General features: G+C 32.4%; 21 protein-coding genes. 11 read left to right on the plus strand and 10 right to left on the minus strand.

Going from position 1 to position 26,026, the window contains the following annotated elements; translation table 11 throughout:
* The first annotated feature begins 164 nt into the window (after positions 1-164).
* Both HNV08_RS13175 and HNV08_RS13180 read left to right on the plus strand, forming a co-directional pair.
* Positions 165-1,241: a sensor histidine kinase gene (locus HNV08_RS13175; protein WP_173281799.1), complete on the plus strand. Its 1,077-nt coding sequence runs from the start codon at positions 165-167 to the stop codon at positions 1,239-1,241.
* Entirely contained in the window at positions 1,238-1,966 is a 729-nt protein-coding gene (locus HNV08_RS13180; RefSeq protein ID WP_173281801.1) for a LytR/AlgR family response regulator transcription factor, read from the plus strand. The genes HNV08_RS13175 and HNV08_RS13180 overlap by 4 nt, the downstream gene beginning before the upstream one ends.
* Here HNV08_RS13180 and HNV08_RS13185 read toward each other — a convergent pair.
* On the minus strand, positions 1,963-8,076 hold the full coding sequence (locus HNV08_RS13185; protein ID WP_173281802.1) for an alpha-2-macroglobulin family protein: 6,114 nt from the start codon (positions 8,074-8,076) through the stop codon (positions 1,963-1,965). The genes HNV08_RS13180 and HNV08_RS13185 overlap by 4 nt on opposite strands.
* 244 nt (positions 8,077-8,320) lie before the next feature.
* Here HNV08_RS13185 and HNV08_RS13190 point away from each other — a divergent pair, with 244 nt between their 5' ends.
* The 4 genes from HNV08_RS13190 to HNV08_RS13205 all read left to right on the plus strand — a co-directional run bounded on the left by HNV08_RS13190 (position 8,321) and on the right by HNV08_RS13205 (position 13,990).
* Positions 8,321-9,265, plus strand: a complete 945-nt coding sequence (locus HNV08_RS13190) for a tetratricopeptide repeat protein (protein WP_173281804.1) — start codon at positions 8,321-8,323, stop codon at positions 9,263-9,265.
* A 207-nt stretch (positions 9,266-9,472) separates the two neighbouring features.
* Entirely contained in the window at positions 9,473-10,825 is a 1,353-nt protein-coding gene (locus HNV08_RS13195) for a UDP-N-acetylmuramate--L-alanine ligase (protein WP_173281805.1), read from the plus strand.
* Between the two features lie 66 nt (positions 10,826-10,891).
* A complete protein-coding gene (locus tag HNV08_RS13200) occupies positions 10,892-12,523 on the plus strand; it encodes a right-handed parallel beta-helix repeat-containing protein (protein ID WP_173281807.1) in 1,632 nt (543 codons plus the stop codon).
* Between the two features lie 201 nt (positions 12,524-12,724).
* The gene (locus tag HNV08_RS13205) at positions 12,725-13,990 is read left to right on the plus strand and encodes a hypothetical protein (RefSeq protein ID WP_173281809.1); all 1,266 of its coding nucleotides are present in this window, start codon (positions 12,725-12,727) and stop codon (positions 13,988-13,990) included.
* A gap of 11 nt (positions 13,991-14,001) precedes the next feature.
* On the opposite strand, the gene HNV08_RS13210 is transcribed toward HNV08_RS13205, so the two are convergent.
* From HNV08_RS13210 to HNV08_RS13230, 5 genes are all read right to left on the minus strand, one after another.
* Positions 14,002-14,301: an immunity 53 family protein gene (locus HNV08_RS13210; RefSeq protein ID WP_173281811.1), complete on the minus strand. Its 300-nt coding sequence runs from the start codon at positions 14,299-14,301 to the stop codon at positions 14,002-14,004.
* A gap of 274 nt (positions 14,302-14,575) precedes the next feature.
* Entirely contained in the window at positions 14,576-16,417 is a 1,842-nt protein-coding gene (locus HNV08_RS13215) for a PLP-dependent transferase (protein WP_173281812.1), read from the minus strand.
* A gap of 277 nt (positions 16,418-16,694) precedes the next feature.
* Positions 16,695-16,907: a YgaP family membrane protein gene (locus tag HNV08_RS13220; RefSeq protein ID WP_173281814.1), complete on the minus strand. Its 213-nt coding sequence runs from the start codon at positions 16,905-16,907 to the stop codon at positions 16,695-16,697.
* A gap of 78 nt (positions 16,908-16,985) precedes the next feature.
* Positions 16,986-17,612, minus strand: a complete 627-nt coding sequence (locus HNV08_RS13225) for a Crp/Fnr family transcriptional regulator (protein WP_173281815.1) — start codon at positions 17,610-17,612, stop codon at positions 16,986-16,988.
* Positions 17,613-17,696: 84 nt separating this feature from the next.
* Positions 17,697-18,641 (minus strand): tRNA dihydrouridine synthase, encoded by a 945-nt coding sequence (locus HNV08_RS13230; RefSeq protein ID WP_173281817.1) that lies wholly within the window; start codon positions 18,639-18,641, stop codon positions 17,697-17,699.
* A 177-nt stretch (positions 18,642-18,818) separates the two neighbouring features.
* Between HNV08_RS13230 and HNV08_RS13235 the strand changes: the two genes are divergently transcribed.
* Positions 18,819-19,457, plus strand: a complete 639-nt coding sequence (locus HNV08_RS13235; protein WP_173281818.1) for a hypothetical protein — start codon at positions 18,819-18,821, stop codon at positions 19,455-19,457.
* Between the two features lie 13 nt (positions 19,458-19,470).
* Here HNV08_RS13235 and HNV08_RS13240 read toward each other — a convergent pair whose 3' ends face one another.
* Genes HNV08_RS13240 through HNV08_RS13255 form a run of 4 tightly spaced genes read right to left on the minus strand, consistent with a single transcriptional unit; the run spans position 19,471 to position 22,307 of the window.
* Entirely contained in the window at positions 19,471-20,346 is an 876-nt protein-coding gene (locus HNV08_RS13240; RefSeq protein WP_173281820.1) for an alpha/beta hydrolase, read from the minus strand.
* A 2-nt stretch (positions 20,347-20,348) separates the two neighbouring features.
* Positions 20,349-21,236 (minus strand): dienelactone hydrolase family protein, encoded by an 888-nt coding sequence (locus HNV08_RS13245; protein WP_173281822.1) that lies wholly within the window; start codon positions 21,234-21,236, stop codon positions 20,349-20,351.
* Between the two features lie 58 nt (positions 21,237-21,294).
* Entirely contained in the window at positions 21,295-21,717 is a 423-nt protein-coding gene (locus HNV08_RS13250) for a hypothetical protein (RefSeq protein ID WP_173281824.1), read from the minus strand.
* Positions 21,714-22,307 (minus strand): FMN-binding negative transcriptional regulator, encoded by a 594-nt coding sequence (locus HNV08_RS13255; protein WP_173281826.1) that lies wholly within the window; start codon positions 22,305-22,307, stop codon positions 21,714-21,716. The genes HNV08_RS13250 and HNV08_RS13255 overlap by 4 nt, the downstream gene beginning before the upstream one ends.
* Positions 22,308-22,413: 106 nt before the next feature.
* Here HNV08_RS13255 and radC point away from each other — a divergent pair, with 106 nt between their 5' ends.
* From radC to HNV08_RS13275, 4 genes are all read left to right on the plus strand, one after another.
* Positions 22,414-23,112, plus strand: coding sequence for a RadC family protein (gene radC, locus HNV08_RS13260; protein ID WP_173281828.1), 699 nt, complete (start codon positions 22,414-22,416; stop codon positions 23,110-23,112).
* A gap of 97 nt (positions 23,113-23,209) precedes the next feature.
* Complete coding sequence (locus tag HNV08_RS13265; protein WP_173281830.1) at positions 23,210-24,505, plus strand: polysaccharide deacetylase family protein; 1,296 nt, start codon at positions 23,210-23,212, stop codon at positions 24,503-24,505.
* On the plus strand, positions 24,502-25,188 hold the full coding sequence (locus tag HNV08_RS13270; RefSeq protein ID WP_173281831.1) for a YjjG family noncanonical pyrimidine nucleotidase: 687 nt from the start codon (positions 24,502-24,504) through the stop codon (positions 25,186-25,188). Before HNV08_RS13265 ends, HNV08_RS13270 begins: the two co-directional genes overlap by 4 nt.
* A gap of 34 nt (positions 25,189-25,222) precedes the next feature.
* Positions 25,223-26,023, plus strand: coding sequence for a hypothetical protein (locus HNV08_RS13275; protein ID WP_173281833.1), 801 nt, complete (start codon positions 25,223-25,225; stop codon positions 26,021-26,023).
* The last annotated feature ends 3 nt before the right edge of the window (positions 26,024-26,026 follow it).

Raw genomic sequence — 26,026 nt, forward strand, 5'->3', positions numbered from 1 at the left:
TTATGTTCAATTTAGTAAAAACCATCGTCGAGTTTATAATAGACATAGTCTTTATTTAAACCTGGTTAATAATCCGAAAAATTAAAAGAGTAGAATATTAACATAGACGAATTTAAAAAAGGTTTTAAACCTTATCTTGTGCTAACAATAAAAGAAATGCTTGCATGAAATTATCATTTAATAAATATTATATAGTATTCAATCTATTAGGTTGGATACTGTTGTTTTTATTCACGTTAACAATAAGAAAAATATATTTGTTCGAGGATGAAGATATTTCTGATGCAAGATTTAAATACTTATGGGCAGAAGGTATTGCATGTGGGTTTTTAGGCTTCGCGTTGTCTTTTATTGTGTCTGTATTTATAGATTTAAAACTGAATTTTAGCGCTATTAATAGGTTAGGTATTATTAAGGTTTTAATACTGTTTTTATTTATTCAAATAATATATTCATTACTCATTTGGCCATTTTTAGATTTTGTGGATTTTTTTGGGGGAAGCTTGCCAGAAATAGCAGGAGGACCGTTATCACTTGCAGGTAGAGTTTCTAATTTTTTATATTTTGGAACCCTATTTGTAATATGGTTTTTTGTTTATTTAACGATAAAAATTTATCATCAATTAAAAAAAGTACAATTAAAACAATTACAACTTGAAGCTAATTTAAAAGAATCCCAACTGAATACATTAAAAGGACAGATAAATCCACATTTTATGTTTAATAGCTTAAATAACATTCGTGGATTAATGTTAGAAGATGTATCCAAAGCTAGAGGCATGTTAACTAGTTTGTCTGAAACTTTGAGATATTCTTTAATTAAAAGTGAGGTAAATTCTATTTCGTTAGAAGATGAATTAGAAATGGTAGAAAACTATGTAGAAATTTCTAAAATTCAATTTGAAAACCGATTGAAATTTACAACAGAGATTGATGCTAGTACTTTAACCAGACAAATTCCACCAATGATAATTCAAATGTTGGTAGAGAATGCGCTTAAACATGGTATTTCAAATATTAAAGAAGGAGGAGAAGTAAGATTAACAACAAAAATTATTAATGACCAATTGATAATAGAAATTGCAAATTCTGGCACGTTTCGTAAAAGTGAAAACTCAACACAATTAGGATTAAAAAATATTAAAAAACGTCTAGAATTACTCTACGGAAAAGACGCTACATTTACTATAGTAGAAAAAGAAAACAAAGTTGTTGCAACTATTAAAATGCCATTAGTATGAATATCTTAAAAGCTGTAATTGTTGAAGATTCTCGTTTAGCTCGCAATGAGTTAAAAGAGCTTTTTAAAGCACATAAAGAAATAGAATTAATTGGTGAAGCAGAAAATGTAGATGATGGTTTTGCACTGATTAATAAAACTAATCCGGATTTATTGTTTTTGGATATCAATATGCCAGAAAAGGATGGTTTTGAACTTTTAGAAATGTTAGACGAAGTGCCTATCACCATTTTTACAACTGCTTTTGATGAGTATGCTATTAAATCTTTTGAATACAATGCATTTGATTATTTGTTGAAACCAATTAGTCAAAAACGATTTTCCAGTTCAATTAAAAAAGTATTAGAAAAAGCAAATTCTGATACTTCCTCAACACCTAAACAAGAAGGTTATCATCTAGATCGACAAATATTTATAAAAGATGGCGAAAACTGTTGGTTGGTAAAAATTAAGGATATTTCGCTATTTGAAATCGTAGGTAATTACACCAGAGTCTTCTTTGATGACAACAAACCGTTAATTTATAAATCACTCGCTCAAATAGAAGAGAAATTGCCTCAAGATGTGTTTTTTAGAGCCAATCGTCAGCAGATAATAAATATTAACCATGTTAACAAAGTTATTTCGTGGTTTAATGGCAAACTAAAAATTGAAATGCATTCTGGAGAAGAAATTGAAATCTCCAGAAGACAATCCTATATATTTAAAGACCAATTAAGTTTTTAATCTACTAAAACTCTTATGCCTTCGCTATGGCTGCTAAATTCTGGTGCATACATGCTTTGTATAGTACTAATACCATTACTCATATTACCAGCATTATTAACGCGTAAATCATATTCAAATACATAAATGCCCTTTGGTAAATAGTCCATAAAGAAATTGGTTGCTGCATCTTTAGTGCTTTCATAATAGCCTAAGCCATCTTGCCATTTGTACTGAGATAACACATTTATTGGCTCTAAGCCAGATGCACGCATATCTTTTAAATGTACAAATTCCATTGATCTATCGGTTCTTAATTCAATTCGAACTCTAACTAAATCGCCAATTTTTAATTTTGTGTCATTTGTGATTTCAGTAATCTCTTCGCCTTTATCTGTATTCTTTTTTAAGAATAATTTCTTGCTTAATTTTAAAGGCGTTTCTGCTGAGGTTATATTATCTAAATCTTCAAAATACTGCCAGTACATTGCTCCCCAAGCAATGCCTTCTCCTTTTTTAGTGAGCGTTACATTAGCTTGGTCTGGTTTAATTTCAGAGCCATTCCATGCTGTTTTATAATACCCTGTACCAGCTTCGACTTTTACATCATCTAATTTTTCTGGAGAGATGTTTTCGCTTCCAACTTTAACATTAACCTGTTCTGTAACGCTTAGCCAATCGCTGCCTTGTAGTAATAATGCATAGACCGCTTCTGTTGTTGCTTTTGTGGTTTTCCAACCGTTAGTTTGCTTGTTTTTTAGCAACCAGATTTTTAGATTGTCAATAGCGTTGAGGTTCTTAGTGTCATCTTGAATTAAATGACCAACCTCAGAAAATACTTCAATCATTAAGGCTTGGGTTTCAATAGGTGCTTGGTACCAATACCATGAGTTGGTGTTTGCTTTCCAGTACATGCCTAGTTCTTCAGATGTAATACTATTTTCTTTTAAAGATTTTACAATTTTGGCAGCCGTTTTATCATCCTCCATTCGGTTTACAGCTATTGCCATTAAGCCTTTTGCATATAATGATCGTTTTAGCCAATACGCTTTAATTTGAGATTGATAATATGCTAAGATGGTTTTAACTTCTTTAGATGGTTTTATGTCTGGGTAAAAACTTCGGGTATATAGGTAGTGCAATTGTGTGTGAGACAAATGATCTTTACTTAAATCTGCGTTTTTATTATATTTTCTAATGTCTTTATATTCCTTCACAAATTCTGAATCTAAATACCGAATCGCATTTTTTATCATAGCATCCTCACTATTGTTTTGTATGGCATTAAGTTGTTTTAAATGCCCAAAACCAGCAATAATATGTTGCGTGATATAACGGTTGTCACGTCCACCATTAAACCAAGGCCAAGCTCCCGAATTGTGCTGATTAGCTTTTAATTTTCTTACCGCAGCTTGTAACTCGTTATTCATTTTATTAAGGTCAAATAATAAAGCAATACGTTTTTTCTGTTCGGTTTCAGATTGAGCATCTCGTAACCAAGGCGTTTCTTCAATCAATAATGATTTTAATTCTTGGTTCTTTTCTAAATTACTTAATAACGCATCAGTTGACTTCCATTGGTTAAAAACAGCTTCAATCTTAGGATTAGATGTTACAATATGTTGCGCCAATGCATTTGCGTAATATTTAGAAAAGGTTTGTTCATTACACTCGTAAGGATATTCCATTAAGTAAGGCAAGGCTTGCACAGCATACCAAGCAGGATTTGATGTCATCTCTAGCGTTAACTTATGATGCGTTAGAGTCTTTGAGGTGTTATCCTTTAGTTTATCTAAAGTAAAGGTCTTGGTTTGGTTAGAACGAATCCACATTGGCATCGTTTCTGTAACTAACATTCTATTACTTAAAACGGGTAATGCGCTTTGTTCGCCATCACTAAACTCACTAGCTTTTGCAATGATTTTGTATTGAACGGCTTGTAAGTTTGAAGGTATATTTAGTTGCCAAGATACTTGCGTATTGCCTTTACCATCTACTGTAAATGGAGAAGCCCCTTCTAACTTCCTCAAAGGGGAAGAACTGAGCAAGTTTGTGGTAATATTTTGTCCTGTGACGGCATCAGTTAAAACTAATTGTGCAACTCCAGTTAATTCCTTTTCAGTAAGATTAGCAATTTTAGTGCTAATAGTTATTTGGTCACCTTCTCTTAAAAAACGTGGTGCATTTGGTATGACCATTAACTCTTTTTGAGTCACTGTTTCTAATCGGGTCACAGCACTTTCTAAAGTTTTAGTATGTGCTAGTAATTGTAATTTCCATTTGGTTAAGGCTTCTGGTGCTTTAAAATTGAAACTAACATTACCTTCTGCATCAGTTTTTAATTGTGGAAAGAAGAAAGCTGTTTCGTTCAGGTTTTTTCTTATTTGGATGTTGTCGTCAGCTTTTTCTTTCGAAGGTTCATTTGTAGAATTGTCATTATTTCCTTTTAGTTCGATTCCTATTCCATTCACAGCACCAGCTATACTATCTTTAACATTCATACTTAAATCTACACCTTCATAATCCATTTCAGATTCTTCCATAGAATCCTCAACTAGCATTGAAGCTTCTGGTGCAGCCATTCGCTTCATGTTTCCATAACCTCTTCTCATGTAGTTGTTATTCCCAAAATAAAACCCAAACCAATTGAGTTGATCGTAGTTTTGATACGGTTGACTAGCATTGGTGCTAAAATGATTGAAAACCCTAAAATTGCTATTCCCAAAACTTTCTCGGGAATTCTTATAAATTCTTGGATAATAGTTAGGATTGTTTAATGGGGAAAAACTCCAATTATGGTGCTTAAATTCATCTAAAGAGACATCGTACATGCTTGCTAATAATTCTGCAGAAACTTTATCGCCTTTAGGACCTTTTATTTTAAAACTCCACGTTTCGTCTTGTCCTGGTTGAAGCTTGTCTCTAAACGTAGTTGTCTCAATTTCTAAATCAGTTTTAGGAAATGGAACATTGATATTAAAACTTTGAGACTTATGCTCATTAAATGCAGCAAGCGAAGTGTGCACTACAAAACCTCCTAAATCATTTTCTAATACAGGAATTGTGATGGTTTTCTTAGAATTATTAAGTTGCACTAATTGCGTCATAATTATTTTTCCGCCCTTCTCAATCTCAACAGTTACAGTGATATTTTTAGCAGCAGAACCTAATGTCAGTTTTGCTATAGAATTGATCTTATAACTGGTTTGGTCTAATTGCGCTTCGTACAATTGATTGTCTGCGACGGTTTTATCCTTGTCGCTAAATAATGATGTGTAAATTTGATCTTTTATAGTTTGCCCAAATTTATCTTTGCTTTCTGCAATAATGATATATTGACCAGAACCCCATTTATTTATTTTTTTTAAGGTTATGGTTTTATCTTTTTCTGTATTAAAAGCAGTGTTAAATACTTCTTCACCTTTTGTCCAATTGGCTAATTGGTTTTCATCATCATAAGCTTCGTGCGGAAATAGAGTTTTAAATTCTTCCTTAGAAAGGACTTGATAATCTGGAGCTGGCCAAGGTCTTGTTCTCAACACGCGGTTTGGCGCATTTAGTTTGTAAATTTTTATCTCACCTTGTGCTGGTGCAAATTCTCCATTTAGATTTTGAGTTGCTAAGCTCAATTCAATTTCCTTCTTGTCTTTATCTATTTTTTGAGGTACAACAATATTTAACGTCATTGAATGATAACCAACATTTACAACTGTAGACACAGAACGTGTTTCGCCATTTATGTCTGTAATGTCTGCTGTGATTTCATAATTGAAAATTGGAAGATTGTCTCTAGAAACACTTTCATCTGGTAAGGCCTTAAAAGTAATCTCAAATTCTCCTTTAGAATTGGTTGTAGTCTCGCCAAAGGTAATTTCTTGAGCTTCAGAATTAAAATAAGGTCGTCTCCAATAATACCAACTTGGGAAATGGACATTTCTTTGTACGCGATAATCTACTTTAGCATTTGTAATGTTGCTTCCGGCAAAAGCGATAGCAGTTCCTTTAACGGTAATACTATCATTTACTTTATAGGTTTTTGTAATGGGTTGAAATTCTGGTTTAAATTTTGGTCGCTTGTATTCTTCGACAGAAATATATTGGTATGCAGATCTGTGAGAAAACATTTCAATGGTGTAATTACCTGTTAAACCATTATTTGGTAAAATAAACTCGCCTTGTACTGAGCCAAATTCATTAGTCTTTAATAAGAGTTCGCTAACCACTTCGCCATTGACATTTTTTAGTCTAATCTTGGCTGCATGAGCTGTGGAAACTTCTGTTTTTTCATTTTTTGTTTTAGTAGCAATCCCTTTAAAATAAACCGTTTGTCCTGGTCTATAGATACTTCTGTCTGTAAAAATGAAATTGCGGTATTGCGTTTCGTTATTCGTGGTTTGTTTATAGCCACGGTTTATAGAATACGCAGCAAAATAACCTGTGTCATCTTTTGCATTGACTTTAATTTCTATGTCGCTATAGTATTTGTCGTCTTTAATAAATTTAAATTTTCCAAATCTATCTGTAGTGTAATTTTTAGTATAGCGTTTGTTGGTTCTGTTGTCAGAATACGTTAATTCTACATTTGCATTTTCAAAAGGCTTACCATTATGTCTATCAATGACTTGGTAGAGTTTTATGTCATTATCATCACTTTCCACTAACGCTAAATTGGTAATTTGAATTTGGGTTGCTGCAAATACATTATCATCTGCATTGGTGGTAACTTTGATAAGGTATAAGCCATTGCCTAATTTTGGAAAAACAATTTCTGTATTATGGCTTTGATAATCTCCTTCTGTTTTTAAAGCTGTATTGAACGTTTCATAAATCTTTAGTTTATTAAAAAACGCTTTCTTTTTATCTGCTCTATATAACGAATTGTAGCTTTTAAGCTGGTTTTGAGAAACTTTATAAAGTTCAAATTTTAAATGTTCTAGATTTTTATAGGAGACTAAGGTTTTTGATGGCGACGCAATACTTGTAAATTCTTCTGCATATAATTGTAAACTAGGCAATTTAATTTGTTCTATTAAAACTTCGCATTTTTGAGCGCCTATACTTTTTGGATATTTAGAAATTACCGAATTGCAGATCTCAATAGCTTCTTTTAGTTTCCAGCGATTCGTGGTATTATCATCATTTTTACTTATGTTATTAGCATATAAGTTGCCTTGGTTTTTATAAACTGTAGCAATTTCGTAATCATATAATGCAGATAAATCTGAAGTTTTTAATGCTTCAGACTTAAACTTTAAAGTTTTTAGAAGTAGTTCATTAACATTAGAAAATACGGCATGTTCTTTTACAAAGTTAAGACGGTCAATATCTAATTGAACAAATGCCTTAGTAGTAACATCTTTTCTGTGAAATTTTATTAAGTTTTGGTAGATCTTTAATGCATTGCGTTGCAACGAAAGTGTATCTTTAGATTCTAAATTTGCGTTAATAAATACGTCACTATCCGCAATGAAAGCTCCATCATTTATTGTGAATTTGTATGCTGGTTGTGTAATACTGTTTTCATCAGATTTATAAAAACTTAAAGCGTTATGACTCAATAAATCGTAAAGTGTTGGTCTATAATCTATAGAGTTATCTTGTTGATGTAATAAAGTACTGTATTTGTTTAGCGACTCTAATTGCAGTAAAATTCCATTTTGTAATGAGCGCTGATAATAGGTGTGGATTTCATTAAAAATGGTTTGTAAATCCCATGTTCTAAAATCGTCACTAACTTTTTCGGACGTTTTACTTCTGTTGTAAAATTGCCAACGATTTTGCTGAAAATACTGCCAAAACATGGTGGCTAGCATATTTTCCATTATATGTTTTGTGGCTAAATCATCGGTAGTGTCAATTTCAGATTTAAACCGTTTAACGATGTTAAGTTGCGCATCTTCTTCAAGCATTAACATGTATTTGCTTATATGCAATAGAGCTTTGATACATTGTTGTTTGTTGTCTGATTTTAATGCGTTTTGATATATGGTTTCTACCAATTCTGAAGCGCTTTTTGTTAAGCCTTCATTTTCGAGTTTTTCTACAGCTTTCCATTGATCTTCATAATCATTTTGAGCAAGAGAACAAGAAGCAAAACAAATTAGCATAAGTAAACAGATATAATTTTTCATTCGTTTAAATTTTCAACAAAATACATTCAAAATGTATTCCAAAACCAGTTAAAATGAGTGTTAGTTTTATTTCGTTGAGTGAAGTTAACAATTTGTTGAGGAAACCTAGCGTTATTAAATTGTATTTTTGTGATTATACTGTTGGGATTCTACTCCAAAGACAATCAAAGCATTAAGTTGTTCGGTCTTAGAGTTCCCATAAATAAAGCTAAAAAGCAAAATTGTTTTAAAATAATGATATAACATGTATAGATTTTTATTTGTTTTACTCGTATCAACTATAAGTTATTCTCAAACCTCTATAGAGGACGCTAAAGCGTTTATTGCGCAAAAAGAATTTGTAAAAGCACAGACAGAAATGACTTTGTTCTTAGAGTCTCATCCAGATGATTTGGAAGGGCTTGAGCTTTTAGGTGATGCTTATGGCTATCAAAAAAAATGGGACAAAGCCATAGAGCAATATCAAAAGCTAAAACAAAAACGACCAGAAAATGCTAACTATCATTATAAATATGGTGGTGCTTTAGGTATGAAAGCTTTAAGCATTAGTAAAATTGAAGCTTTAGGTATAATTGGAGATGTAAAGAATGCCTTTTTAAAAGCCGCTCAGTTAGACCCTACGCATATTGAAACACGATGGGCTTTAGTAGAATTGTATGTGTCACTTCCTGGCATTGTTGGTGGTAGCTTTTCTAAAGCATTGATGTATGCCAATCAACTCGAAGAATTATCTAAAGTAGACGGTTATTTGGCAAAGGGCTACGTCTATGAATATGATGATGAGCCAGAGCTCGCTGAGAAAAACTATAGATTAGCCATTGAGGTTGGTGGATCATTAACCTGTTATGAAAAACTTACAGGTTTCTATGAAGACCAAGAACAACCAAAAAAGGCTATTGAAAATCTAGAAGAAGCTCATGATAAACATCAACGTAACGCAATGCATTATCAAATAGGAAAGGTGTGTGCAGACTATAATATTCAGCTAGATAAAGGTGAGGCAATGCTAAAGACGTATATTAAAAATCATTCTGCTAAGGATGGTGTGCCCAAAGAATGGGCTTACTACAGATTGGCACAGATATATAAACATTTAGAGCAAACAGACGAAGCTTTAATTTGGATTGATAAAGCGATTTCAGGTTTGCCAGATATTGATGCTTTTATAGATTTTAAAGCAACTTTGTAAGTGTGAATTGAAATCATTCTTGTACACAATGACAATACAAAGTTATCTTCTAAGATGAATTACGAAGCGTATTTATTAACGCAGATCTAAGGTTTCTGAAATTTGCTAAGTACAGAAATTAGCACTAATTATTTTGCACTTGGCGGTCTTAGCGAGAAAAACTGTTTATTATTTGGAATTTGGATTTTCTAATTTGATATTTGTTACATGAACGTACATTTTATTGCAATTGGTGGTGCTGCAATGCACAATTTAGCTTTGGCATTACATAATAAAGGATATCGAGTCACAGGTAGTGATGATGAAATTTTTAATCCTTCAAAATCAAGATTAGAAGCTAAAGGATTATTGCCAGAAACATTTGGTTGGTATCCAGAAAAAATCACTGATTCTTTAGATGCTATTGTTTTAGGTATGCATGCTAAAGCTGATAATCCTGAATTGCTAAAAGCCCAAGAATTGGGTTTAAAAATTTACAGTTACCCAGAATTTTTATACGAACAATCCAAGCACAAAACGCGTGTTGTAATTGGAGGTAGTCACGGAAAAACAACCATAACCTCAATGATATTGCATGTATTACATTACCATGATAGAGATGTAGATTACATGGTTGGTGCACAGCTCGAAGGGTTTGATGTTATGGTAAAACTAACGGAGCACAATGATTTTATTGTGTTAGAAGGCGATGAGTATTTAAGTTCGCCAATTGATAGACGACCAAAATTTCATTTATACAAACCTAACATTGCGTTGTTAAGTGGTATTGCTTGGGATCATATTAATGTGTTTCCTACCTATGAAAACTATGTAGAACAATTCAGCATTTTTGTAGATTCTATTGTTACAGGTGGAAGTATTAATTATAACGAAGAAGATGCTGAGGTAAAACGCGTAGTGGAAGCCTCAGAAAATCAACTGCGCAAAATAGCTTACCATACACCAGAATATACAGTTGAAAATGGCGAAACATTATTAGAAACACCAGAAGGACCAATGCCAATTGAGGTGTTTGGTGCACATAATCTAAACAACCTAGCTGGTGCCAAATGGATTTGCCAACATATGGGAATTGATGAAGATGATTTTTACGAAGCTATTGCTACATTTAAAGGTGCAAGTAAACGACTAGAGAAAATTGCAGCATCAAAAATCAGCGTAGCTTATAAAGATTTCGCACATTCGCCAAGTAAGGTTGAGGCTACAACAAAAGCCGTAAAAGCACAGTATAATGATAGAACGTTAGTTGCTTGTTTAGAGTTGCATACCTATAGTAGTCTTAATGCAGAATTTCTTAAAGAATATAAAGGTGCTTTAGATGCAGCCGATGTTGCAGTGGTGTTTTATTCGCCACACGCGGTTGAAATAAAAAAGCTAGATGAGGTAACTAAAGACCAAATCGCTAATGCTTTTGAGCGCGATGATTTAATTATTTACACCAATCCAGAAGCGTTTAAAGATTTTCTGTTCTCACAGAATTTTGATAATAAATCATTGCTTCTCATGAGTTCTGGTAATTATGGTGGTTTAGATTTTGATGAGGTAAATAAGTTGTTTTAGTATCATTTAGGTATTTAGACCAACTCTTCTTTTTTATAGTGGTATAGTAATTGCAAAACTGAAAGCATGAAGACAATAGTATTAACACTAGTATTTAGTTTTGGGTTTTTAGTTGGTATTGCGCAGCAAGAGTTTCATGTGTTTCCAAAAGATCATAAAGAAACACCGGGAACACCATCTGGAAATGGAAGTTTGCAACACCCTTGGGACTTACAAACGGCATTAAGTCAATCTTCAGACGTTGTAAACGGAAACGATACTATTTGGTTACACGACGGTGTTTATCATGGCCGTTATTCTAGCACCTTAAATTGTACAATTAAAGATCAATACATCACAGTAAGTGCTTACAAAAATGATAAAGTTGTTCTAAATGGTAATGTGGAATCTTCCGAACCACAGACTTTAAAAGTAAGAAGTACTCGCGTTATTTTTAAAAATTTTGAAATAACGTGGTTAGGCGAATTTTCGAGGCAAATAGATAAAAACGGTGGTCTTAAAGCAGGCGTAGCAGGTATTAATCATCTAATAGGCGAAAATTGTAAGTTTATTAACTTAATGATTTATAATAATCCAGGTCTTGGTTTTGGTACTTGGAAAAACACAGGAGGCACTTTAATAGCCAATTGCTATGTTTTTAATAATGGTATGTTAACACCAGAAGGCAAAGGAGCAGGTGAAGGATTTTATGTTCAGAATAATAGTGATACAGAAACACGAGTGTTAAAGGACAATATTATCTTTAATAATTATTATAAAGGTGTCGAAGTTTGGTCTGCCACAAAACATGCCACAACAGATTGGGTAAAAAATGTAACTTTAGATAATAATGTTATTTTTAATAGTGGTTTGCCTTCAAACTACAGAACCGTAGATAATATTATTGTAGCTACTGACGATAGAGATGGTGTTAATATTGCGAAAAATATTGTGGTAAAAAACAATATATTATATCACAATACTGATTTTAAATCGAATGTAATAAATGGAGATGCTGCATCGTTAACCCTTGGTTTTAATAAAGGTGCTCCAATTGAGAATGTACTGGTAGATAACAATATTATTATTGGTAGAAATAATGCACTTAGAATCGCTTATGCCAAATCTTTAACCTTAACTAATAATAAGATTTACTCAGGTTATATACATCTTTTTAGTCTTAGTCCTGAGCAATGGAATTTTAATTATAATTTATATTTCACAAAAAAAGGAAGTGCATTTAGACGCTCTAAAACTGAAGGATATACGCTAAAAAGTTGGCAATCTAAAATTAACTTAGATCCCAACAGTCAATGGAAGAGTTTTAGAGAATTTAATCTTGAGCCTATTTTAGATATCACGCAAAATGAATATCAACCCAACACATATAGAGTTGTTGTGTTTCAAAAAAATGAAGAGGACGTGACGGTAGATTTTTCAGAATATAATGTTCCTGAAGGTGTAAATTATATCATAAAAGATGTTGAGAATTTTAGTGAAATTTTAAAAAGAGGTATAGTAGATCGTACGCATAAAATTACATTTCCAATGACCTTAAATAAGGGTAATGCTCACAAAACATTAGACAATTTTGGTGTTTTTATTATAGAATTTCAACAAGATATAAAGCAGGAAATTACAGAAGAGTCTGAAGCAGAATCGACAGATGATAAGAAAGATGGTTTTTTTAAAGGGTTCTTTCGTTTTCTTGGGTTTTAGGGATTAGTTAGTAACAATTCAACTGTTTATTAGACTCATATATTATAACTCTCATGTATGAAGTTTAAGCACCTCTTTTATGATTCCGACATAAATTTCAAAGCAATTTCAATAAATAAAATTGTTTTGTCAATTCTACTTGGCTTGATTTCTGCGATTATCCTTTATTGTTTTTATTATGTGTTGAGAGAAACAAACAGAATGTTTTTTCTTGATTTAGAGAATAGACCTATTGTGGTTCCAGAAGAAGACAGGAAATTGTATAATCTTTTCTTTGCCTCTTTATCAATGATTATTGGGAATTCAATAGGAGTAAGTTATTTGTTTTCTCGCACGCAAAACGTCTTTTCAAGACATAATAATAAACGAAATAGAATTATAAATGACCAATCATTTTTGGGAGTAAACTTTATGCATTGGTTTACAAAACTATGGTTTTTATTTGGAATATTTGCCGAGGAATTAATGGGCTCAGCATTTATCATAAATTTTATGTTGCCTTCTTTATTGTTAATTATAGTTCTGTATTTAGATTCATGGAAGAGTTTAATTCTTATCGTTAAAAAACGACGTTGGAAAATTCAGTTGCTTCATTTGCTTACAATAGGAGTTTTGACTTTTGTTTTAAGTCGTATTGATATTGTTAATTATAAGTCTATTGATGAAACCATGCTAGTTAAGAATCCTTCAATTGATGTGCCATCTAGCATATATCAATACGATAATAATGACAATTACTATTATGACAATCTCATATTTAAAATGAATTTTGTTACCAAAACTGAAGTTGGTCTTTTTAATTCTTATAATGGAAATATAGAATTAAATGATGTATATCGTTATATCAAGGAATGGGAAGATTATGTTCCGGAGATGCATCAATCAAGAATGTCATTAAGATTAAGGGCAGATAAGAATTTGCCAATTAAGTATATAAAACAGTTTGAATTAAAAGTGTTGACAGCGAGTCAGCTAAGCATTATCTACGAAATAGCTAATGAGGACGAAATATCTTCAAGATTTTTTAATAGGGAGTTGAAACATAGAATTTCTCATTCATTAATTAAAGAATTACCAATGCTTGAAGGAGAACCTCCTAGAATTCCGTTTATAGACTTTTATAACAAACTTAAGTTTCAAGATACACTGAGTTTAAATATTTCTAATCGAATAGAAATTGAAAATGTCGAAGTGCCATTAAATAGGCTTTCAAAAACATTAAAAAATCATATAAATAAGTCAACTGTTATTGAATACATTTACAATGATTCTACAACCTATCAAGATTATATTAACGTATTATCAGCGCATAAAATTGCAGTTCGGGAATTACGAAATACTGAAAATTATGATGAGATAGACGCATCGATTCGCCTTAATCGATTCAGTTATGACAAGAAACTTTACGAAGAAAGGAATCGTATAAGATTGCTGTATCCAATTAATATTACGGAGCGATTTGAGTAGATATTTTCTCGCTACTCATTCTCAATTTTCTCAATCATTTCTCTAAATAAGTTCAGTAGATAAGTTAATTTACTCGCGTCACCTGCAGCTCTAAAACGTTGGTTCTGAATTTTCACTCCATACCAATCTTGTTTACCATTTTCATTAAGCACCCATTTTATTTCTAGATTGGCAATTGAAGTTTTTGAGATGTCTATTTCTACATCCCAACCTGGATTATCTAGGGTTGTTATTTGAATGGCGTCTCCATGTTCCCAATCGCCATCACAATTAGATTTAAACCAATCTTGTATCCATTCTAAAATTTCCATTGTATTACGGTATTGAGTATTAATATTTATTTTGTTGTCCGTTCGAGTGTTTATTCATTTGTAGTGCAACGTAAAATGCATAAATGTATCGAGAACCATTTCTAAACCTAAAGGTTTTCGATACAATTTTACTAAAAAGTAAAATCACTCGAACTGACGATTCGGTTTTCAGAATGATTTAATATATTATTTGATAGCACTATTTTAACATTGAGCGCAGTCGAAATACAATGTAATTTTAATTGTCTTCGACTGCGCCCAAACTGACAATCGATTAAATCCCTTGTACAAATTCTAAAAACACAGATTTGTGCATTTCCAAATCCATATCTGGCGATAATGCAACTCTGGCAATATAATCTTTGTCACCTTCTTTTGTGGTGCCTTGTGTTGAGGTTGCAGGTATGGTCCAATACACACCTTTTAGTTGGCCATAACTCACGCAATATTTACTCTCATCAGGTATTTTGGTAATCATTAAATTAATTAATTTATGATTCAGTGCTCTTTTGTACGTTTCCTTTTCTTCAGCTGTATCGCCTTTGGTTGGCAAGTCTAAAGAAAACACAGATGGTGTAAACCCTTGTTCGGCTAATTCTTCTGATACAAAATTAATTTTGGCGCCTGGTAAGTGGTCATGTATAAAATTTACAAATGCTCTAGTATTGGTATAAGCATCTGCAATTCTTTGATTCATTGATGGCATTTGCTTTGCTAATATTTCGTACTGAAGTGCTGTGGCTTCATTATCACAAAGGTCTAAATGTAAACCTATATTAGCCATTAGATCTTCAGCCTTTTTATTCGCAACACAATAGCCAGCGGTACATTTTCCACCACTTGGAAATTTAGAACCACTCACATACGAAATGGTTCTTACCGCAGCAAGCGTGTCGTTTTCACCTAAAAAGTGAACATTAGGACAGAATGTTTGGTCTAATATAAAAACAGGATCAATAGCTGTTTCTCCAGAGGCTGTTTTACGTACTTTACTTAAAACATTATTAAGCGCTTCTAAATCCGGCACTTCAACACGTGGATTGGTTGGGATTTCTGCAATGATATACGGAATTGCATTTTCTTCTGCGACTTTATTTAAAACGGTATCAATGCTGTTTACCATGTCATTGTCGCCATCTACTTCTAAATCTACAACATCTACATGGTCTAAACATGCGGCAACACGTCTGGCTTGGTCATTAGTGCCACCATAACAATTGGTTGGTACAATAAACTTAATTGCTTTGCCTTTGTGATGGTCCAATGCTGTATGAACTAATCCCATCATTATAGCATATTGAATAGATAAACCACTAGAACCAACAACCGCTTGCGATGCCGAATTTGTTATAGTGTTGATCTCTCGTAAAACATTTGCTTTGTCGTTAGGATTAGTATGTTTTACGTTGTATGCCGTTTGCTCAGTAAGCGAATTTAAAGCTAATAAGCAATTAGAAGGCGTCATTGCAATTGTTTCACGACGTCTCACATGCTGAATATCTGAAATATAGTGCTTATTTTTAGCTCCATTAATTACTAAAATACTACCTAATTCTGGATAAAGATTTATGTAGAAATCAACATTAGGATTAAGCTCAATTGTTTCAATAGTGTTGTATTCTGAAATAAAAATAGTACTTCCATCGTAGATCGTAACATCTTCTAAGCGTTCTACTTTTTTAAGTTCAAAATTATAACCGTAGATGCGTTTTATTAGGTCTGGATCAAAAGATGCTGGTAATGCATTTGTATATAAAATTTGAGTGTTTTTATTCTTGAATAAATTTGCTCTTAAAACAGATAAAACAGGAACCGTTTGCGATGAAAAACTAATAACGCTTTCCGATTTTAAGTCATGTTCTTTGGCGATTGTCCATTCTAATACAGAAGATAAAGGATGACCTAACCTAATGTAATCGTAGGCAGTTGGTAAATCGTAAAGTGCAGATTTTTCAGAATTATTGTTCGTATATAAGGCTTCAAACTCATCTAAAAACTGCGTTTTAGCCAAACTTTCATTATAAATATCTAAACGATGCGTTGTTAAATCTAACCAATCACTTGGCCTGTTTTTTAAAACGTCTTTTATATAATCTAATAGCTTTGGTGCTTTCATAATTTCCACTAATTAATGGGATGCAAAGATACGTTAGTTGGGTTTTTGTTGAAAGCCTTACGTGGTCTTTTGTGAAAAGTTTATTAATCGATAATGCACTAAGTATTTCTGTTATTTTTATAAAAGATCTATTGTTATAAATAACTTGTTAAAGCGGAAGTTGAATATTTTGGTTGTAGGTTGAAACAAGTACAGTATCGTGTGCATATTTGAAAATCAAATAGTACGCGATACTGATTTAAATACCATCAAAAAATTAAGGGTTCTATAGTATTAATTATTTCTTTTCCTCAATAGGACAACTTCTTAAGCCGAAGATAGTATACAGCGGACAAAAACTAACTAGACTAGTTAGTACAAAAACACCTGCTAATACTAATAATATAATGCCAAATGTTCCTGAAATTGTTCCTGTAAAGAATAAAATGCCTACTACTATAGCAATTGCAAATCTTATGATTTTGTCAGTGTTACCCATGTTTTTTTTCATCTTATGTTAATTTTAAATGTTGTTGCATCATTGCGAGACAAAAGTAATGGGCATTTTTAAGCTGTGCAGTGACCGTAGTCACCAGTCGTTGATAATTTTTATTTCGCCAGATACTTGTATTACCTTTTCATCAATCTCTAGTTTTTTTAAAACTCTGGTTATAACTTCTCTTGCAGTGCCGAGTTCGTTTGCTAATTGACTATGACTCATTTTTATTGAATTGCTATTCGTTAGCTCAGTTTTCTTTTTTATATGGTCAAAAAGCCTCTTATCCATTTTGTCTAAAAGTAAATGGCCAATGGTATCTAATAATTCTGAATAGCGTAAATTAAATTGATTGAAAAAGAGTTCATTGAAATCTGGATATTCTTTAAGCCAAATAGGTAGATATTCAACAGGAACTAGTAATATTTTTGAATCTTCTTCTGTTGTAGCAAATACTTTACTCGGCGTATTTTTAAGAGCAGCATAGAATGTCATTACACAACTTTGAGCAGGTTCTATGTAATAGAGTAGTAGCTCTTTTTCGTCAAATCTAGAGTAAACCTTAACAAGGCCATTGAGTACAATTGGAATAACTTTTACGTATTGTGCTTCTCTTAAAATTTCAGTGCCTTTTGGAAATTCTTTTAGTAAAGATTTATCTTTTAATTCCTCTATTAATTTAGGCTTTAAAAAGGATAAGATGTTTTTATCAAATTCCATTTTTTTAATTATTTGAATTCGAAAGCGACCGTTTTATAATTAATATACGGAAGAAATATAGCTAAATTTTTAAAGACTATACGCTTATCCATTCTTTAAAATCTCAGCAACAGCTTGTTGGTAAGCTCTTGGATTATTCGCTTTTTTAATTTTCTTAAACGTCTTTTGTGGATTAGAAAACGACTGCGCAAAGTATTCCCAGAAGCCTTGCATTTTCATTTTTATTGGTGTTGGTCCTGATAAGGCTTCGTCGTATTGATGGTAAATGGTGTCATGAAATTCTCTAAAGATTTCCCATCGGTTTTTAGGATATTCTGTGGTATCATTTTTAATCATACTTGGTAAAAACGGATCTGCTATGAGTCCTCTACCAATCATAAAATGATCTATACTCGGAAATCTTGTTTGCATCGCTTTGAGTTTAGCCACAGAAGTAATATCGCCATTATAATACAATTTGTGTTTGGTGCTCTCTATACATTTTTGAAATGCATCTAAATTAACACCACCTTTATAAAGTTGTTTACCAATACGAGCATGTATGGCAATATTTTTTAAGGGATAAGCATCTAGAATAGGAAAGGCGTGTAAGATTTCTTCGGGATTTTCATAACCCATGCGCATTTTCATAGAGACTAAAATATCAGTTTCAGAATGGACACGATCTAAAATGTGATTGATTTTTTCGGGATCACAAATTAATCCAGAACCCATTCCTCGATTGGTAACCATTGGGTAAGGACAACCTAAATTCCAATTCAATTCTTTATAACCCAATTCTTGAATATAGTCTACGACAAACAGAAACTCATCTGCACTGTTCGTCATTATTTGTGGAATAACCTCAAGTTCGGTATTATGCTCGAGTTTTAAATCGCGTTGATAAGAGTTTTTTATGATTAGCTTTTTATTGAATCGTATGTATGGTGCATAGAAAGTGTCAATACCACCAAAATAATGGTTAAATGCATTTCTAAATCTAAAATCAGTAAACCCTTGTAATGGCGATGATAAAAGTGTAATGGACATTTTAGGTTATGATTTTTAAGGAAGTTAAAAAACGAATGTCGTTGATTTATTTTAGAAAGTCAAATCTTGATGCTTAAATAATAAATTTAAATTTTTTACGTTGGTAAAAGTATCAATCCTTAACCAATTGCGTATAAAACAGTACTACGATTCAACCAATAATCAATCACAAAAGTTATGAAACGAATCGTTTATGTCTTTTTTTTCGCTCTTTTAGTGTCGTCTTGTGCTCCTGATAATGACGAGAATTTTCAAAATCCTGATTCTAATTTTTATGCACTTTCGGTTGGTAACCAATGGGTTTATAAAAACTACAAGTATAATAATAGTACGCAAGCGTATGATGACACAAACGTCATTGATTCGGTAAGTATCGTTGGTACAGAATTCATTAACGGAAACACATATTATAAATTTAGACACTTTACTACAGGTAACGAAAATGGCATGACATTTTGTAATCCTAATGGCGAACAGTTTGAATTGTTAAGAGATTCTATAGGTTATTTAGTTTGGGATAACGGAAAAATAAAATATGCCAATAATGATTTCTCTGCCAGAACACATACTGAACTTGGTTTTGCTACGATTTACGACCAATTGGTAGCTGCAGATAATGAAATTACAGTAGAAGCAGGCACGTTTGAAAGTACATATTCTCAGCGCTATGCCATACAATCTAATGGCGAGCAGGCGAATGCCGTAGATCACTTTTTTTATGCGGATGGTATTGGTTTGGTTTATGACACATCTTCTTTGATGAGTGAAGATATTCCAAAAATAAAAAGACGATTAGTGTCTTATCTAGTACAGTAAAACTGCACTTTATTTAGAGGTTGGATAAGTTGAGTGTTTTAAGAAATTGCCACATTTTAGTTTTAAATAGTTTTTTGTCTTCGTTTTTAAATTTGCCATGTTTACCATTGGGTATGGATAAAAATTCTGTGACCACCTTGTGTTTTACTAAAGCATCATAAAGTTTTACAGATTGAGAATAAGGCACAATAGGATCTGCATCACCATGCACAATAAATATTGGTGGACTATCTTTTGTGACATAATACAATGGAGACACGGATTGCGTGAATTCTGTATTGAGATATTGCGCTCCCAACCATCGTTTAGCAGATTTCCATGTCTTTAGTGGTACTAAGTCAGTGACACCATATTTATTTATAATAGCAGCGACTTTTAATTCGCCTTTGTATGTACAGTTTGCATCGTAGATTGAGTTGTTGCCAAGTAAGCCTGCCATTAGTGCCAAATGACCTCCTGCAGATCCACCCATAATTACTATTTTATTGGTGTCAATATTTAAGGCTTTCGCATTGTTATAGATATAGATTAAAGCACATCGTACATCTTCTATCGCAGCAGGTGCAGGTGCAACATCAACTAATCGATATTCTACATTAGCAACCGCATACCCATTTTTAAAAAAAGAACCAAAACCAGATTGGGATTCTTTTTCGCCATGATTCCAACCACCACCATGAATATTTAATAAAATGGGTGTTGGTGTACTTGCATTTTGATTGGAGTACAAGTCTATACGACCTTCCCATTCATCAACGGTTTTATAAACAACATCTATTTGAGAGGTATATTCGTTAGGAAACTGTACCGGTTTGTATTCTTTTTGTTGTGCCGAAACAATGCAGCAAAATGCAAAAATAAAACTGGTTGTCAAGGCATTGAACTTCATGTTTATTTTAAATGTTTTTTGAAAAACGCAATGGTTCGTTCCCAAGATAATGTTGCTGCGTCCTTGTCATATCTTGGCGTTGTGTTATTGTGAAATCCATGATTAACATTGGGATATATGTAAGCGGTATGTTCAATGTTGTTTGCTTTTAAAATAGCTTCATAAGCTGGCCAACCTGCATTTACGCGAGTATCTAATTCGCCATATTGAAGTAAAAGTGGTGCTGTGACTTTGGCAGCATCTTCTGCTTCGGGTTGTCTGCCGTAATAAGGAACAGCTGCTGCTAAATCTGGTATACGAACAGCCATCATATTAGAAATCCAACCACCAAAACAAAATCCAACCACACCAACATTGCCATCACAGTTGTCGTGATTTTTTAAATAATTAAATGCAGCTATGAAATCTTCAAGCATGTCTTGTTGGTTTCTCTTTTTTTGCATGGCTCTACCATCATCATCATTTCCAGGATAGCCTCCAAGTGGTGATAAAGCATCTGGTGCTAATGAAATAAAACCTTCTTTTGCAGTACGTCTTCCAACGTCTTCAATGTATGGATTTAAACCTCTGTTTTCATGCACCACAATAACACCTGGTAATTTTGTTTTGTTAGCCTTAGGTTGTGATAGTAGGCCTTTTATTGTGCCTCCTCCTTTTGGAGAGTCGTATGTAATAAAATTAGAATCTAAGGTTGGGTCGTCGGGTTGTACTAACAAGGTATTAATGTAGTCTGGAGACATAAAACTCATTAATGAAGATAATGTAACACCACCTACAGCGTATAATGAGAGTTTTTCTACAAATTGCCTTCTGTTGAGTTTGTTATGTGCGTAATCATCATATAGGTCAAACACTTCTTGTTTAATATCTTCCTTTTTTAAATTCTTCATAGCGTAATAATTGTGAGTTGAAAATTTTTACTAAAATATACGAATTATTAATTACCAATCAAAAAATGATTAATGTCCATAATAGATAGGCTAACAAAAGTGTTCTTACTGTCCAGCTTAATGTTCTTATCCAATTTGTTCTAATCACTTTAGTAATTAGTTGAGGCGACCCTTTATACATTAATTTTAGATGGATAGGAACTTGAAAAATAAAAGTACTTAACCATATAAAAGCCAACACAACTATATTTAATACGTGCAGGCTATCTTGAAAATTGTAAAGTAAAATGAGTCCTGTAATTAATTCAATAATCATTACAGGGACTGTTATTATACCTGTTATGGCATTTTTGCGTTCATAACTTGGGAATTTATCAGTTTCTATGGCTCTAAACAGAGGATAATGCACGAGTTGTACAAACCAGCATAAACCTGTCATAAATATGGTTGCTACTATATGGATTATTAGAATGATTTTCATTTAAAAACACGGTCTAGGAATTGTTCAATATGTGCATGGTTAGATCTTATTAATTCTGAACGCGCTGCAGCGATGTCTGTTGGTTTTTTATCTTGAGAAAGTTTAAATTTCCCTTCCCAATTGGTAATAGAAATTTTAAACATTTCAATGTATTTTAAATTTTTGTCTAACCTCGGATTTTCAGGTTCCAAAACGTATTTGTGTTCAGGAGCTTCTAAAAATTCAGTCATGGAAATTAATGATTGTTTTAGCGCAGTTTTGTCTTTTATAGCGTCGACTTTTCCTTTGAGATGAACTTTAATATAGTTCCAAGTTGGTAATTGAGTTGTAGAATAAATACTAGGCGAAATATAACATTCTGGACCTCCAAAAATGATAGTAACATCGTTATTGTCTTTTAATAATTGAGTCTGCGGATTATGAATATCAATATGTCCTATGAGTGTTTCATTATCATAAATTAATGGTAAATGGGTAATGAACGGTTGGTTGTTGTGCACCGAAATTACGGTAGCCAAAGGATAGGCTTTTATCACTTCAATTAAATGCTGGCGATTGTCGTCTTGATGATGCTTTGGTGGATAATTCATTTGAAGATCTAGTCAATTTATAACAGAGTATTATTAAAACAATTTTACGGGTAATTTTTTATGGAAAAAATGATACTTGAAATTTACAATTTTTTATCTTTAATGCATGTCAGAAAAACCAAATTCATTTTCTATTAAAAATTGGTCACTTGACGATCAGCCAAGAGAAAAATTAAGAGATAAAGGGAAAGCATCATTAAGCGATGCGGAATTAATTGCAATTTTAATTGGTTCGGGTAATAAAGACGAAAGTGCAGTTGCGCTATGTAAACGCATATTTGCGAGTGTGGATAATAACTTAAATGCGCTAGGGAAATTATCACTTACCCAACTCATGGAATTTAAAGGTATCGGTGAAGCCAAAGCCATAACAATTACAGCAGCTCTAGAATTAGGTAAACGAAGACGTTTAGAAGAGGCGCTTCAATTAGATAAAATTACCTCAAGCCGTTCAGTATTTAATGTTATGCAACCAATTATTGGTGAGTTACCTCATGAAGAATTTTGGATTCTATATCTTAATAATTCAAATAAAGTCATTAAAAAAAATCAACTTAGTAAAGGTGGCATTACAGGAACTTTAGTAGATGTTCGGTTAGTCCTTAAAAATGCACTAGAAGTAGGAGCAGTGGCACTAATTTTGGCACATAATCATCCGTCAGGTACGCTAATTCCGAGTAAAGCGGATAAGGATATTACCAACAAACTAAAATTGGCGGCACAAAGTTTAGATATTTCAGTATTAGATCATTTAATTATTACTGAGAACGCCTACTATAGTTTTGCAGATGAAAGTATTCTTTAAGCTGGTTGTTGCTGAAAAATGAAAACATAACCATCCAATTTGGTTATTTCAACTTTGGAATTTGTTATTTTTAACGTTTTGGAATGCGCCAAGCCATATGCTATTAGTTTATACACATAAAATTACACCGCGAGTTACCTATACGTTTAAGCATATTTGTAAACGCATTTTGGGTATTGAGGTGCGATTTACGTCTAAAGTTGAAGATTTTATAGCACACGACAGTCTTAAAATGTCTTATGCAAAGCAACCGTTAAGTCATGAGTTGTTTGTAAGAAGTAATACCTTGTTGTTCGAAACAGGGTTGTCGGATATTGAAGTCAATGTGCAGCCATGGGGAAAAACAAAAGGGTTTTTTGCAACTGGAGAACGCAGTGATTTACCATTTGATATTTTTGCAGCTTCCTTTTATTTATTAAGCAGATACGAAGAATATTTGCCACACGTAAAGGATGACTATGGGAGGTTTTTAGCCACAGAAAGTGTAGCCTATAAAAACAACTTTCTTCATCAACCTGTGATTGATATTTGGGCATTTAACCTCAAAGCGGTTTTAAAAGAACGATTTTCAGAATTTAATTTTCCACAGCGTACATATCAAGTAAAACCAGTAATAGATGTACCAGTAGCCTATTATTTTAAAAATAAAGGTTTATTAAGAACCGTAGGAGGTTCGCTAAACGACTTAAGACGTTTTAAATTAAAACAGTTGTATTTAAGATATTTAGTTATAATGGGTTTTAAACGCGATCCTTATGATACCTTTAAATGGATTATAAGAAAACAAAAACAATACAATTTTAAGTTTACAGTTTTGTTTTTGATAGGCGAATACTCTACCTACGACAAAAACATAAATACTAATAAAAAGCAATTTGTTTCACTTATAAAATCAGTGGCAGACTATTGTGATGTCGGTTTAAAAGCATCGTATTTTGCTTTAGATACTATAGACGTATTAAAACAAGAAAAACTTAAAATGGAAGCCATTACACATACAGGTTTAACAGCTGTACGGCATTCGTTTTCTAAGTTAAATTTACCAACATCTTATCGTAATTTAGTAGAATTAGAAATTAATGAAGATTTTACCATGGGTTACATTAATACCTTAGGGTTTAGAGCAGGAACATGCACGCCATTTCAGTTTTATGATTTGGATTACGAAGTACAAACGCCATTGAGAATTAATCCGTACCAATGTTTAGATTTTAGTTTATTGAAGTACAATTCTAAATTAGACAAAACAGAACATTTACAAAAAATTATAAACGAAGTAAAGGCAGTGAATGGTACATTTGTTCCGGTGTTTCATAACTATGCTTTTAGTGATTTAGAGCGTTGGGACGGCTTTCGATCTCTATTTAATTTAATATTAGAATCCGTGGAATGAATAGCAGCATAAAACATGTCTTTTTTGATTTAGATCATACGCTGTGGGATTTTGATAAAAATTCTGCCTTAACATTTGAAAAAATTTTTAAACTACATAATGTTAATGCAGACGTGAACACATTTTTATCCGTTTATGAACCCATTAATTTAACCTACTGGAAATTGTATAGAGAAGAAAAAGTATCAAAATCTGCGTTGAGATATGGCAGGTTAAAAGATGCGTTTGATGCCATTAGTATGCACGTTGATGATTCTACAATTAATCAATTGTCTGATGCTTATATAGAATATCTATCCACTTTCAATCATTTGTTTGATGGCACTTTTGAAACCTTAGATTATTTAAAGAAAAAATACACACTACATATTATAACTAATGGCTTTGAAGAGGCTCAAGAAAAGAAAATGGCAACTTCAAATATTAGACACTATTTTGAAACTGTTACTAATTCTGAAATGGTAGGCGTTAAAAAACCTAATCCAAAAATATTTAATTTTGCATTAAATTTAGCCAATGCAAAAGCATCAGAAAGTATAATGATAGGCGATAGCCTTGAAGCAGATATTGAAGGCGCTCATAACATAGGTATGAAAACCATTCATTTTGATTATAAAAATCAAAGTGATTCCATAAAGTATAACAGAGTTACCGAATTAAAAACACTATTTAATCATTTATAAAAGCAATAAAATGTATAAGAACCTAATTATAACAATGTCATTTATTCTAGTAAGTGTATATGGCTTTGCTCAAAACGATATCAATAGCTATCAATTTATCATTGTTCCGAATTCATATGAGTTTTCTAAATCAGACGATCAGTATCAATTAAATTCGTTAACTAAATTTTTATTTAATAAATATGGATTTGAAGCGTATTTTGTTGATGAAATTCCAGAGCATTTAAAAAGCGAATTATGTAAAGGGCTAAAGGTTGAGGTGTCTAATGAAAAAAGTGGCATGTTTAAGACCAAATTAGAAATGATGCTCAAAGATTGTTATGATGCTGTAGTAATGACGTCTAAAGTAGGCGAATCTCGTTTAAAGACGTATGATAAAGCGTACGTACAAGCGTTGAGAGAAGCTTTTGAAACTTTTCAAAATATGGACTATGAGTATTCAGGAGATGTTCAAAATAAAGAAGAAGATGTTGTAATGACAGAGACAAAAGTTGTTGTTGCTGAGACTAAAACTAAAGCTTCTGAAGTAGATAAAAAAGAACCAGCTATGGAAGGCACACTGAAGTCTGATACCAAAATAGAGGAGCAGGTAGCGACTTCAAATAAATCAGCGACTTTTAAAAATGAAAAATACTATGCACAGGAGATTTCTAATGGATTTCAATTGGTAAATTCAGAGCCAAGGGTTGTGATGATTCTTCTAAATACTGCAGCAGAGCATGTATTTCTGGTAAAAGGAAAAAGTGCAATTGTATTTAAACAAGATGGTTTTTGGTATTATTCTGAAAATAATGGAGAGCTCAAAGAGCAAAAGTCTATCAATATTAAATTCTAAAAC

It is taken from the genome of Winogradskyella eckloniae (assembly GCF_013249045.1).
Lineage (GTDB): Bacteria > Bacteroidota > Bacteroidia > Flavobacteriales > Flavobacteriaceae > Winogradskyella > Winogradskyella eckloniae.

Coding starts and splice junctions, on each gene's coding strand:
- HNV08_RS13175 (WP_173281799.1), top strand. CDS start 165: ATGAAATTATCATTTAATAAATATTATATAGTATTCAATCTATTAGGT.
- HNV08_RS13180 (WP_173281801.1), top strand. CDS start 1,238: ATGAATATCTTAAAAGCTGTAATTGTTGAAGATTCTCGTTTAGCTCGC.
- HNV08_RS13185 (WP_173281802.1), bottom strand. CDS start 8,076: ATGAAAAATTATATCTGTTTACTTATGCTAATTTGTTTTGCTTCTTGT.
- HNV08_RS13190 (WP_173281804.1), top strand. CDS start 8,321: ATGTATAGATTTTTATTTGTTTTACTCGTATCAACTATAAGTTATTCT.
- HNV08_RS13195 (WP_173281805.1), top strand. CDS start 9,473: ATGAACGTACATTTTATTGCAATTGGTGGTGCTGCAATGCACAATTTA.
- HNV08_RS13200 (WP_173281807.1), top strand. CDS start 10,892: ATGAAGACAATAGTATTAACACTAGTATTTAGTTTTGGGTTTTTAGTT.
- HNV08_RS13205 (WP_173281809.1), top strand. CDS start 12,725: ATGTTTTTTCTTGATTTAGAGAATAGACCTATTGTGGTTCCAGAAGAA.
- HNV08_RS13210 (WP_173281811.1), bottom strand. CDS start 14,301: ATGGAAATTTTAGAATGGATACAAGATTGGTTTAAATCTAATTGTGAT.
- HNV08_RS13215 (WP_173281812.1), bottom strand. CDS start 16,417: ATGAAAGCACCAAAGCTATTAGATTATATAAAAGACGTTTTAAAAAAC.
- HNV08_RS13220 (WP_173281814.1), bottom strand. CDS start 16,907: ATGAAAAAAAACATGGGTAACACTGACAAAATCATAAGATTTGCAATT.
- HNV08_RS13225 (WP_173281815.1), bottom strand. CDS start 17,612: ATGGAATTTGATAAAAACATCTTATCCTTTTTAAAGCCTAAATTAATA.
- HNV08_RS13230 (WP_173281817.1), bottom strand. CDS start 18,641: ATGTCCATTACACTTTTATCATCGCCATTACAAGGGTTTACTGATTTT.
- HNV08_RS13235 (WP_173281818.1), top strand. CDS start 18,819: ATGAAACGAATCGTTTATGTCTTTTTTTTCGCTCTTTTAGTGTCGTCT.
- HNV08_RS13240 (WP_173281820.1), bottom strand. CDS start 20,346: ATGAAGTTCAATGCCTTGACAACCAGTTTTATTTTTGCATTTTGCTGC.
- HNV08_RS13245 (WP_173281822.1), bottom strand. CDS start 21,236: ATGAAGAATTTAAAAAAGGAAGATATTAAACAAGAAGTGTTTGACCTA.
- HNV08_RS13250 (WP_173281824.1), bottom strand. CDS start 21,717: ATGAAAATCATTCTAATAATCCATATAGTAGCAACCATATTTATGACA.
- HNV08_RS13255 (WP_173281826.1), bottom strand. CDS start 22,307: ATGAATTATCCACCAAAGCATCATCAAGACGACAATCGCCAGCATTTA.
- radC (WP_173281828.1), top strand. CDS start 22,414: ATGTCAGAAAAACCAAATTCATTTTCTATTAAAAATTGGTCACTTGAC.
- HNV08_RS13265 (WP_173281830.1), top strand. CDS start 23,210: ATGCTATTAGTTTATACACATAAAATTACACCGCGAGTTACCTATACG.
- HNV08_RS13270 (WP_173281831.1), top strand. CDS start 24,502: ATGAATAGCAGCATAAAACATGTCTTTTTTGATTTAGATCATACGCTG.
- HNV08_RS13275 (WP_173281833.1), top strand. CDS start 25,223: ATGTCATTTATTCTAGTAAGTGTATATGGCTTTGCTCAAAACGATATC.